The following is a 10,798-nucleotide window of genomic DNA, read 5'->3' as shown; positions in this document are numbered from 1 at the left end:
TCCTTTAGGGTAAGTTCCTTTTCTTCTTTTTTTGTAGTATCTGTGGTATCCTCTTTGTTACATTGAGTAAATACTAAAGAAGTACCTACAAGAATAGTTAATAGTATTTTTTTCATGTTTTAATTATTTTCTATTAAGTGTTATTGGTTATTTTGGAGAAGCGATTTTGAACATTCCGGTTGTGTTGTTCTGATTATCTCCAGCTATGTTATTTACAAAGTCGGTCATTTGTAGAGCTGAGTGGACACTGGGAGTTGCACTATGATTGGGGTTGTCTTCAGAATCATTCTCTGTTAGAGTGATTTTCTTAGTGCCATTAAGGAGTTTGTCAAAGTCGGCAATAATAGTAATTTCAGCGTTTTGATTACCAATGGTTATTTCTTTGGCTAAAGGCAATTTTATATTTCGAGAGGCATCGACCCCGATTTTTTTAGTATCTCTATCCTTAATAGTGCTACCTATATGGATGGACAAAGTTTTATCTTGACTTCCCCAGAAGCCTTCAATTTTAGTAAAGCGATATCCATTTCCCCATTCCCAATGCATACGAGTGTCATTCTTTTCAGCTGCTTTGTAGAACTTAGGGAAACGTTCTTCATCAAGTTTGTTTAGCTCCTTACGGATACCATAGTCAAATTGAATTTCTTTGTATTGTCCTGTAGGTAAGTTGCTTAATTCCAATTTTAAAGAAGTAGGTTTTGCTTGGTCTAGTATAAAAGCACCTGTGTCAAGATTGTCACTATTATAAGAGACAACACTATTATCAGTTTTTATTAGACGGATGTTACTGATTATATACTTTACTTCAGAAAACTTAAGTGCTTGTCCGTTGGAAGTGTATGGTTTAGCACTAGCAGCATTTGCTCCTAACGTCAGTTTTTCTGTTCCTACATAATTTTCAAATTGTAAGGAGAGTTTTCCTTCATCTTTTAATTCAGAATTAGGTTTTTTTTCATCTTGCTTAGAATTATTATCGTCTTTACTACATGAAGAGAGTGCGGCTACTGTAGTGATAGCCATGAGGAGCGTTTTGAATTTTCTCATTTTTATATAAATTAAAATTTTAGAAATTAGGTTTTAGGGTGTGTTTTTCTATCCCTAAAGTATAAAAATAGGGAAAATATTAGGTGGTTAAATTAGAAAAAGAAATACTCATCTTTATCTCTAAAAATGAGTATTTCTTTAGAGATATCTTTTAAATAAATTGTGCTTATTTTTTGGATTACTTATGCTAATGTAGATAGATGACCATAAGGCATGGCAAGGATACGAACAAAAAATGTGGAATGTGGAAAAGGTCTTTTGTTCTGTGGAATGTACCCTGTATTCAAGGCGCAGAAGGGCATCCTTCATGGGTGGCTACATTAGGATCATATAAGGTTGAGCTGCAAGCTCGCACCAGCATAAGCACGAGCTGCAGGCTCGTGTAAAGATGAATGAAGAAGTCATGCGATCGGAGGTCGCATCTGTTTTCTGATGATCTTATGAAGAAGCAATTGTTCCTTGAAGAAGAAAGGGGGTAACTCCTCTATAGATAGCATTACCTTAGTCTCGAAAGCGAAGGGCTGTACGACCACTAAGTCGATATCTTTTAGGTTGAGGAGCTTATCAGAAGTTTTGGAGGTGTCCTCTATGTTCTTTTTCAGGTGGCATTTTCCATGGCAATCCATTTCTTTCTTGTCTTTATTGACACAATAGGCTTTTTCAATGAAATCGCGATTGATATGGTAATGCACAATAAGAAGCGTCTGCTGAAAGGCTATCAGCAGAATAAGTAAGGATAAGAAAAAACTTACAAAACGCTTCACAATAGATGATTTTTAATGTCGGAAATCTAGGGCAAAGATACGATTTTTTTTCAGATAAACAAGTCTTATTTTTAAAATTTCGCAATTATTTTTTAATTGCTGATAATCAGCCTCTTATAATAGATAGTTGATTATTAATGTCTAAAAAATTTTGTTTGTTAGAAAAAAAGCTATACCTTTGCCCTCAAATTCTACATTCATCTTTTACAGTATGAAGACTGTTATGGCAAAAATAATAACTTATGTACTGGCACTCTGCCTGTTAGCCTTACCGCTTACAGGAGAGGTAGCAGGACATGTATGCCCCAAACAGTCGCTGAAGTCTTCTGCTAAGGCGGGTATGGCTTGCCACAAAGAAGAGATGCCTGATTGCTGTAAGAAGAAAAACGGATGTGCTCCCAAGCATGCTTGTTGCCAAGCGTTGCCTATAGCTTCCTATGCTAGATTGGAAAGGAGCGAAACGACTTCTGTTATCGTACTTGTTAAAAAACAAGTACTTCCTACTATTGTATCACCATGGGCTGTGGCCCTTGAGGATTTTCCTTGGGAGCGAACCACTTGCCTTATTAATTCTTCCGCTATTTTGCTGGTGAAGGATATCCCTATCCTCTTTCAGCAATTTCTTTGTTAGCACTTTTAATTTTTTTCTAAAACTAACACTTTCATGGACGTATAGGGTCTTTTCCTTATACAATCTGTGCCAATGAGAGTACTCTATTTTTACAGCCCAAGGAATTCCTTTAGAGCTGTGGGAGAATTTTAAAAAAAAATTAAAAGAAAATTAACAATGAAGAAATATATATGCTTAGCATTATTCATGCTACCTCTTTCTATCTTTGCACAGACAATGTTGCAAGGAAAAATATCCCTCAAAGATGCCACTGATACCTTCACCGAAACAGGGGTGAGTATCTATTGGGAAGATACCACCATAGGTACTACAACCGATGCCAATGGTCACTTCAAACTATTGTATAAGCCAGAGCTTAAAAAACTGGTGGTCAGCTACGTAGGATTCAAGACAAAGGTGCTTACCATTACAGATCCTATGAAATTTGTCAACGCTATTCTACAGGAAGACACGAACCAATTGGAGGCAGTACAAGTCACTGTAGCCAAGCGCAAACCTACCGAACGCTTGCAGCTAAGCACAGCGGGGATGGTCAATATCAACTCAGGAGAGCTACTCAAGGCAGCTTGCTGCAACCTCTCCGATAGCTTCGAGACCAGCTCCAATACGGAAGTCGCGGTAGCCGATGCGGTGACCGGTACCAAGCAGATAAAGATGTTGGGCTTAGCCAGTCCTTATCTTTCGCTCACTCAGGAGAATGTGCCCAGCATACGCGGGGCTTCACAGGTGTATGGGTTGACTTTTATACCAGGCTCATGGGTAGATAATATCCAGCTGATCAAAGGAGCAGGGAGTGTGATCAACGGTTATGAGAGCATCGCTGGACAGATCAATACCGAATTGGTAAAGCCAATCCTTGATACCCCTATTTACCTGAATGTATATGGTAGTGAGGACGGACGTTTTGAACTGAATAATCACCTCAATACCAAGGTGAGTGACCACTGGCATACGGGGCTTTATATACATGGTAATGCCCGTAATATGCAGATGGACAACAATGGTGATGGCTTCATGGATGTACCCACAGGTAGCCAAATCAACCTGATGAACCGTTGGCAGTATGCCAATCCCAATACTGGCTGGATGTCCAACCTTAGCCTACACTATCTCTATGATGATAGAAAGGCAGGGCAACTTAGCTCCCTTGCGATCCCTTCTCTATGGCAAAGCACTAATAAGATTCATCAGTTCAACGCTTCGGCTAAGCTCGGTTATATATGGGAGGATATGCCTTACCAGAGTCTTGGTTTCCAGGCCGACTATAAGCAGTATGATCAGGATGCTCGTTTTGGGCTAAATGATTATGCGATCTCACAGAAGACCCTTTATGTCAATGCCCTCTTCAAGTCTATCATAGGCAATACCAATCATACCTTTACCACAGGGATCAATAGCATTACCGATGTGATAGACGAGCGAGTAGGAGTTCCCTCTCTCTCCGGAGATTATGACCGTACCGATTTCTCTGCTGGGGCCTTCTTCGAGTACAGCCTCTCTGCTGGGGATACCTTTGGGCTTACCGCAGGAGCCAGAGCGGACTATCACAACCATATAGGCGCCTTCATTACCCCTCGTTTCCACTTGCGCTATATGCCTTGGAAGAAGGGAACCCTTCGCCTTGCTGTCGGTCGTGGCGAACGCTTGGCTAGTATCTTCTCTGAAAATCAAAAGCTCTTCTCCACTGCCAGAGCCATACGCCTGATGGGTAGCGAGACGGATAAGACCTATGGACTTTCCCCTGAGATTGCTTGGAACTATGGGCTTTCCTTTACCCAATACTTGCCCTTGGGAGGTAGAGACTTAGAGCTGGTGGGTGACTTATATTATACCAATTTTACCAATCAGGTAGTGGTGGATTGGGACAATCCCAGAGAGGTGGCTTTCTATAACCTCACCGGTAAGAGCTTTTCTACCAATTTCCAAATAGAGGCCAACTATGAGATCCTCAAGCGTACTCACCTGAAGGTCGCCTATAAGTGGTTTGATGTACAGACCGATTACCTTTCAGGAAGGCGAACCCAACCTTTCCAACCTAAAGAGCGCTGGATGGTCAATCTCTCCTATGAAACCACTCCTCAAGAAGGCCGTCAATGGAGATTCGATACCACTTTCAATGCAGTAGGTAGCCAACGCCTACCGGATACTTCCTCCAATCCGCAGGCTTACCAAATGGGAGATACCGCAGCTGCCTATACCACCACTCAGGCACAGCTTACCCGAGTATTCTCTCCTATGATAGAGGTTTATTTAGGGGCAGAGAATCTCTTTAATTACTATCAAAAACGTGCTATCATAGCCTCCGATGCGCCTTTTGGCACTTATTTTGATGCTTCTATGGCCTATGCACCTGTACAAGGACGTATGATCTATGCAGGATTGCGGTTCAAACTTAAGTAAAACAAATTAAAAACCTATATTATCATGAAAAAATTCATATTATTGGCTTTTTTAGCCCTTTCGTTGCCTGTGTTGGCACAAAATAAAAATGCAAAAGCCCAGCTTCAAGTAGAAGGGGTTTGTAACTCCTGTAAGGCACGTATAGAAAAGGCTGCCTTAGGAGTAAAAGGCGTGAAATACGCTCAGTGGAATGTAAACTCGCACCAGCTTTCTCTCATTTTAGACGAGCGAAAAACCTCAACGGATCAAGTACAAGAGGCTATTGCCAAAGCAGGACACTCCAACAACCTTGCCGATGGCTCTCACAAGGTAGAAGCCAGTGAGGAAGACTATAACAAGGTTAGTGATTGTTGTAAGTACCGTGATGAAGAAGTGGTAAAAGCACACCATTAGAAAGAGAAAAGAGGCTATCCGAAAAGGGTAGCCTCTTTTTTTAGTGGTATCTTAGGATTAAAACTTGCCGGTAATATCCGCAATGCTGAAGCGGCCATCGATATCCTGAATTTGGATTTTTCCACTGAGAATATCGAAGAAGAAATCACGTATTTTCTCAACCGTCAGTAGGGCAGGGGTTCCGTCCTTGTCGGGGCCTAAGTCATAGGTTTTGAGCAATTGGCTTCCGAGGCTGGCGGCAGTCAAAAGGAAGTGATTTTGGAATTTATCCGTATCGAGCAGATCAGCAGCCAGTACCTTTCCTATGACGGTATAGCTACGTAGTGTTTTCTGAATATCCTGGTCGGTAAGGGAGGACTTCACCTCGTCCGTTTCGGTATCCATAGCTATTTTTCCAGAGTTAGGTGCCTGTTCGAGGCCTTTGTAGAGCGCACCGAGGTCAGCCAAGCTCAGGTTGTAGAGCCTTGTATCAGCAGTAGTTTGCATTTTTTCAATAGAGAAGGCACTGGGGAGTAGGAGGCTTAGTTGGCCTTCTACACGTACCGCAGGAGCGTTGAAAGTCCCTACGATACAGTTTTTCAAATCGATTTGCTGGGTTGCAAAGACTCCGCCACATATGACAGAGTTCTCCAGGATTACCTCATCGGCATAGATACTTCCGGCGACAAAGGCATTGTATAGGGTTACGCTCTTGGCATTGATATCTGAATAAAATAGAGGTTTCACCTGGGCAGCTCGCGATACGATAGAGTTGGCCGAACCGACACTTTTCTTAAAGGTGATATCCCCTTTGGCTTCGCTATTGATATAGAGTTCCAGTTGGGTAAAGACAGCTCCTTGTATTTCTAAGGAGCCATTTTGTATTTCCATTTTATGCGCAAAGACCGGGCCTTCTATGATGGTATTCCCCTGTACGGTAATGGTACGGGTGAGCTCAGATACTCTTTCGGGTAGGATACTTCCCTTGACTAAGTTATCTTTTAGTTGTATATTACTTTCATTGAAACGAATTTCCTTTAACTGCATGATTATAGACTTTTAATATGATTGAAATTGAGTAGTTTGAGAATACGCTCTCTGACACGGGTGGTGTGTGTATCCCCTTGGGTATATTTTTGGTTGAGTTCCGCATTGAAGAAACGGCTTATCTGGTTACTTTCCTCCTGAGGGAGGTTGCTCCAGGCCTTCTCTTGGAAACCAGAAAGGAGTTCCTTTGGATCCTGTTCGCAGAGCAGCTCGCAGGGAAATACCTCTTTATCTAACTCATTTTTAGCGCTTTGGGTTTCTATAAAACAAACGGGAGCATATCGGGTACCTTGGGCTTGCTCCTTAAGCATATTTTTATCAATGGTCTCTTCCAATTGTTTTTGTTTAAGGAGGAAGGTATTGGCTTTTCCGATTGTTTCAAGGGCACGTTTTTTGGTAAGGGAAGCACTGATCTGCGCTTGTAGGGCTGCCTCTTCGCGACCGAAAACTGTAACGGTAGTGGCCAGGTCGTTCTCCATGGTACGGCTCTGTTGCTGGTCACATTGTTCTTTGAAGAGAAAGGCAGGCTTATCCAATAGTTGAATGCGATTGGCCAATTCATGATTGAGGTCTTCAAAGATTTTCAAGTAGCGCCCTGCGATACTTTGGTAATCCCGTTCCATCTGTTTTTGTTTCTCAAAGCAACGTTTTTTCAGCTCTTGTAGATGTAGGAAGGTAGCCTCGATACGGGAGTTCAGCTCCATGATCTGTTGGTCGATTTCCAATCGGATGGTATTGAAAAAGCCACTGATGATCGTACTTCCTACCTTTTCAGCATTTTGGTTGATAGCGGCAATCTGTGCTGCTTCAGTAGCCGCTACCGAGGAGGTCAGTCCATTGACCGCACTCTTGCAGGTGTGAACCCCTTTATCAAAGGAATCTGTATCTACCTCTATGGTTATATATACAGTATCACTTACAGAGCCGCTATAGTTTACACTTGTTTGACCAGCAGGAACGCTTGCAGAGCCTGAATAATGGAGGGTTATCTTTTTTGAAAAATTTCTTTTGTAACTCATAAGCTATTGGTTTTTAATGGTTTGAAAAGTATTTTTCTCAAATAGCTTAAGGGCCGTATCTTTTACTCGCTCTGAGGCAGAGGAGGCAGAGAGGAGCTTGCTAAATTCGCTTTTTACCTCTTGGTCTGTCTGTGAAGGTTTTTCCCATGAGAGGGTGTCGAGCTGTTGGCCTAAGGTATTGCGTACAGCCGCTTGTGCAGGGGCACTCAGCAGGGGTTCGCAGATAAAGATATCTAAGTTTTTGGTGTTGAACTTATCAAAATTGCACTCGCTGATAAGGACAGGAATCGCCAAGGATTCTGTCTGGGCATGGCTATCGGCAAGGAGCACCTTGTTGGTGAGTTTTTTCTGCTCAAGGGAGGTCGATAGGAAACGGCTCATGGATTCGATCACCTTAGCGCCTCGGTATTTCATATTGGAAGCCAATATTTTTTGGCTATCAGCCAAGGATTCCACTTGTGAGAGGGGGACGGTAGCGGTCAGGTATTTGGATCTGTTGGAAACTCGTTCGAGTTCGCGAACAGCAAAATCAATAGTTGGCTTATCCAGCTCGAAAATGCGCTGGCGAAGGTTTTGGTTGAGGCCATTGAACAGCTTGAGGTAGCGGCCGGAGATCCTATTGTAATCACGCTCCATGCGACTACGGATAGCCAAGAGTTGTTTTTGTTGTACGTTGAGCTGCATGAGGTAGGAATCCACTTTGCTCCGTAGGGTAGCGATCTTCTGAGAGATTTGGGAACGCATCATGGCATAGAAACCCTTATTGACGTTCGAGCAAACCTGATCGGCAGCCTTTTGTTCTGCTAAAACGACGGCAGTCTGCATAGCTACAACAGCGGCAGTGGTACCCTTGATATGGTTGGAGATGGAGGACATCTCCTGAGCCATAGGCTCGGTATCTAAAATACAATCGATATGTGCCATATATTTAGCATTTTTAGGCGTTAGTAGCTTTGTTATCTTGTGATTCCTTTAGGTTTTCCAAGGCATTTTTAGCGATGGCAGGCAGGTTCAGAGAGATGTGTTCGAAGGTAATATCTTCCACCTTAGGGACGGGAGGAAGCTGGGAGGTCTTAGCAAATAGCGGATTGACTAAGGCAAGCGGCTTACGACGTTCGTCAAGGAAACGAACCTGATCGGTAGCTACTGCAATTTCGTTCGAATGCCCATCGCGCAACTTGGCATCGTAGAATTCTATATGGCCAAACTTTTCAGCTTTAAGGTCGATGTCTTCCTTGAGGCGCTCCATATAATCCTCGAAATCGGTCTGAACCTTGGCAAATTCTTGTGATTTTAAGGCAAAGGCAGCAATCGTATCCGCAGAATTATCACTTACATTAACGATAGTGGTATCTAAGTTCTTTTCCTCGGCCATCACCATGCTATCTTCTGTTTTTTGGAGGCTTGCCAAGGCATTGTAGGAGGCTACATACTCTCGAAGGCTCTCCTGCATGAGGTTGATAATATCGGAACTTTCGGCACGGCTCGCTCTATAGAAAGCATCTACATCTTGATGCCACTTATTCAGGTAGCTGATTTTCTGGTCTTTGATATGGTTGTATATTTTAAGGCGGTCTAAGCGGTTTTCCTGCATAAGGTTCTGTACCACAGGGGCGACAATCTCCTCATAGATTTGGTGTACACCGAAGGGCATATGGGTGGTGCTACCATCTTCGGCAGTCCACATACCGGTAAGCAGGTTATAGTACATACGAGAGCTGGGCTTGAGCTGGAAAGGGCGGTATCCTTGTACGGATTCGCTATAGTCGAACTTCTCTTGGCGAATACGCTCAATCTCCTCATGTTCGAGTATGGGGGAGTAGTGATTATAAGGGGACTTGAGGATTTGGTATAGAACTCTGTTGGATTCGTTGATCACCTTATCAGTGGAGGCAACCTTCAGGGCAGAGATAGCCTGAACGGAGTTGGCCATGGTCATCATCAGGCTTTTGAGGACTTCCTCGAACTGTTGGGTTTTGTTGGATAGTGAATCCTTAAGCTTGTTGATTTCCTGAAATTTATTGATACTATGCGTGTATTTCTCCTTGTTGAATACCTCGATAACAGGTGCCTCTTGTGGAATGTTATCGGTGGTGAACTCGTTCAGTTGTTGTAAGTACTCACTCTTGTCGCCCACCAAGGGGAGGGATACAGAGGAAGTATCTAGCTCATCCATACAATAGGAAATCGTTCTGAGGGAACGTTCCAATTTGCCAAAGTAGTCATATTGGTTAAGCTGCTGTAGGGAGGTAGAATAGGCATCGGTTTCGATGGTTTCGGTATCGGCTGAGGTCTCCACAATAGGAGCTTCCATGGAGAGGCCATCGAGGGTGCCAATGGTTTCGATCAACAAGTCGTTTTGGCGAGGCACCTGTAGGGTTACTTCGGACTCGGCTACACGGCCGGTATAATCCACAATGAAGCTCTTATCTTCATACTTAATTTGGTCGGCTACAGGGACATAAGCCACGCCCAGCTTGCTTACCTTATAGTCACGGAAGATCTCTTTGTGCTGTTTCTGAAACTCGTCGATGCGCTCATCCTTCTGAGCGATTTCCTTCTCTAAGGCATTCTTCTTGATGAAATAGACGAAGAAGAGTACAATGGTCAAGAACCACACCCAAAGACCTGCAATTTTCTGCTGTAGGGCGGCTTTTTCTTCTTCTAAGATGGCGATTTCTTTTTCGATACGTTCCTCTTCGGCTACAATTTTTTCGGCCGCTTGGCTGTAATAATTGAATAATATCTTGGCTTGATCCTGGTAGATATTATTCGATTCAGGGAAAATTTTACCTGTCATATACGTTTTTTAGTTTGAATATAGATTTTTTCTTTCTTGGAATAATCGTTCGAGTTTTTTGAGTAACTCCTCCACCCGATCTTTGTCTATTTGGTGATTGGGAATTGCACGAGAGAGATCCGTAGCGGTTTGTACAAAGCGCCTTTCTACCTCATGGGCTTCAGGGGTATTGGCAGGGGAGAGGAAACGCATATTTTCCTCAAGGGTAGCGATACGCTTTACCAAGGGTTCGGGTAGGTTACTTATCTCTTGGGAGAGATTTTTCAGGTGCTGTGCCTCTTTTCTTATCAAGGAGAGCCCTTCTTGCTGTTGGGCTTGTTGGGCATCTACTTCGGCCACCTTGCCAGCGGCAGATAAGGCACCTACTGCACTAAGCAAAAGCAGTGCGATAAGTCCTCCTTGTACCAATAGCTGTAGCAGGAAAGACCATAGGAAAAAGAGGTTGGCCAAGAGCATCACGCCTATAGCGGCTATGGCGTATAGGCTCACCGCTGCCCAACGAAGGCCTAAAGCGCCGAGCTGCTTTTGGGAAGGATCCGAGAGGTGTACCCAGGGTAGGGCTATTTGGGCAAAGCATAAGCCATATACAAGGGAAGCAACCAAAATATTCAGTACCAAGATACTGGTTTCCCAATGAGCGGCAAATATGATAAAAGCACTCACAAGGATAGCCTGCCCGATGAACAAGGCTAAGAGGGAGTATATTTTTTTGGTATCCATA

The 10,798-nt window shown here is 43.2% G+C and carries 10 protein-coding genes; 3 read left to right on the top strand and 7 right to left on the bottom strand.

What is annotated here, in order from left to right; translation table 11 throughout:
- Nucleotides 1–147 precede the first annotated feature (147 nt).
- Nucleotides 148–1,044, bottom strand: coding sequence for an MbnP family protein (locus HMPREF1551_RS00545; RefSeq protein ID WP_021627026.1), 897 nt, complete (start codon nucleotides 1,042–1,044; stop codon nucleotides 148–150).
- 401 nt (nucleotides 1,045–1,445) lie between these two features.
- The gene (locus tag HMPREF1551_RS00540) at nucleotides 1,446–1,808 is read right to left on the bottom strand and encodes a hypothetical protein (RefSeq protein ID WP_021627025.1); all 363 of its coding nucleotides are present in this window, start codon (nucleotides 1,806–1,808) and stop codon (nucleotides 1,446–1,448) included.
- 223 nt (nucleotides 1,809–2,031) lie between these two features.
- On the opposite strand from HMPREF1551_RS00540, the gene HMPREF1551_RS00535 reads away from it, so the two are divergent.
- From HMPREF1551_RS00535 to HMPREF1551_RS00525, 3 genes are all read left to right on the top strand, one after another.
- Entirely contained in the window at nucleotides 2,032–2,439 is a 408-nt protein-coding gene (locus HMPREF1551_RS00535) for a hypothetical protein (protein WP_034543965.1), read from the top strand.
- 156 nt (nucleotides 2,440–2,595) lie between these two features.
- On the top strand, nucleotides 2,596–4,839 hold the full coding sequence (locus HMPREF1551_RS00530) for a TonB-dependent receptor (RefSeq protein ID WP_021627023.1): 2,244 nt from the start codon (nucleotides 2,596–2,598) through the stop codon (nucleotides 4,837–4,839).
- 24 nt (nucleotides 4,840–4,863) lie between these two features.
- The gene (locus HMPREF1551_RS00525) at nucleotides 4,864–5,232 is read left to right on the top strand and encodes a heavy-metal-associated domain-containing protein (protein ID WP_021627022.1); all 369 of its coding nucleotides are present in this window, start codon (nucleotides 4,864–4,866) and stop codon (nucleotides 5,230–5,232) included.
- A gap of 57 nt (nucleotides 5,233–5,289) precedes the next feature.
- On the opposite strand, the gene HMPREF1551_RS00520 is transcribed toward HMPREF1551_RS00525, so the two are convergent.
- Genes HMPREF1551_RS00520 through HMPREF1551_RS00500 form a run of 5 tightly spaced genes read right to left on the bottom strand, consistent with a single transcriptional unit; the run spans nucleotide 5,290 to nucleotide 10,797 of the window.
- On the bottom strand, nucleotides 5,290–6,258 hold the full coding sequence (locus HMPREF1551_RS00520; protein WP_021627021.1) for a hypothetical protein: 969 nt from the start codon (nucleotides 6,256–6,258) through the stop codon (nucleotides 5,290–5,292).
- A 2-nt stretch (nucleotides 6,259–6,260) separates the two neighbouring features.
- Nucleotides 6,261–7,277, bottom strand: coding sequence for a hypothetical protein (locus HMPREF1551_RS00515; RefSeq protein ID WP_021627020.1), 1,017 nt, complete (start codon nucleotides 7,275–7,277; stop codon nucleotides 6,261–6,263).
- Between the two features lie 3 nt (nucleotides 7,278–7,280).
- Nucleotides 7,281–8,201, bottom strand: coding sequence for a hypothetical protein (locus HMPREF1551_RS00510; protein WP_021627019.1), 921 nt, complete (start codon nucleotides 8,199–8,201; stop codon nucleotides 7,281–7,283).
- Nucleotides 8,202–8,214: 13 nt separating this feature from the next.
- Entirely contained in the window at nucleotides 8,215–10,077 is a 1,863-nt protein-coding gene (locus HMPREF1551_RS00505; RefSeq protein ID WP_021627018.1) for a hypothetical protein, read from the bottom strand.
- 9 nt (nucleotides 10,078–10,086) lie between these two features.
- Nucleotides 10,087–10,797, bottom strand: coding sequence for a hypothetical protein (locus tag HMPREF1551_RS00500; RefSeq protein ID WP_021627017.1), 711 nt, complete (start codon nucleotides 10,795–10,797; stop codon nucleotides 10,087–10,089).
- Between the last annotated feature and the right edge of the window lies 1 nt (nucleotide 10,798).

Source organism: Capnocytophaga sp. oral taxon 863 str. F0517 (assembly GCF_000466425.1).
Taxonomy (GTDB): Bacteria; Bacteroidota; Bacteroidia; order Flavobacteriales; family Flavobacteriaceae; genus Capnocytophaga.
The sequence above is the reverse complement of the archived record's forward strand: the minus strand, read 5'-3'. Positions and strand labels throughout refer to the sequence as shown.

Coding starts and splice junctions, on each gene's coding strand:
- HMPREF1551_RS00545 (WP_021627026.1), bottom strand. CDS start 1,044: ATGAGAAAATTCAAAACGCTCCTCATGGCTATCACTACAGTAGCCGCA.
- HMPREF1551_RS00535 (WP_034543965.1), top strand. CDS start 2,032: ATGGCAAAAATAATAACTTATGTACTGGCACTCTGCCTGTTAGCCTTA.
- HMPREF1551_RS00530 (WP_021627023.1), top strand. CDS start 2,596: ATGAAGAAATATATATGCTTAGCATTATTCATGCTACCTCTTTCTATC.
- HMPREF1551_RS00525 (WP_021627022.1), top strand. CDS start 4,864: ATGAAAAAATTCATATTATTGGCTTTTTTAGCCCTTTCGTTGCCTGTG.
- HMPREF1551_RS00520 (WP_021627021.1), bottom strand. CDS start 6,258: ATGCAGTTAAAGGAAATTCGTTTCAATGAAAGTAATATACAACTAAAA.
- HMPREF1551_RS00515 (WP_021627020.1), bottom strand. CDS start 7,277: ATGAGTTACAAAAGAAATTTTTCAAAAAAGATAACCCTCCATTATTCA.
- HMPREF1551_RS00510 (WP_021627019.1), bottom strand. CDS start 8,201: ATGGCACATATCGATTGTATTTTAGATACCGAGCCTATGGCTCAGGAG.
- HMPREF1551_RS00505 (WP_021627018.1), bottom strand. CDS start 10,077: ATGACAGGTAAAATTTTCCCTGAATCGAATAATATCTACCAGGATCAA.
- HMPREF1551_RS00500 (WP_021627017.1), bottom strand. CDS start 10,797: ATGGATACCAAAAAAATATACTCCCTCTTAGCCTTGTTCATCGGGCAG.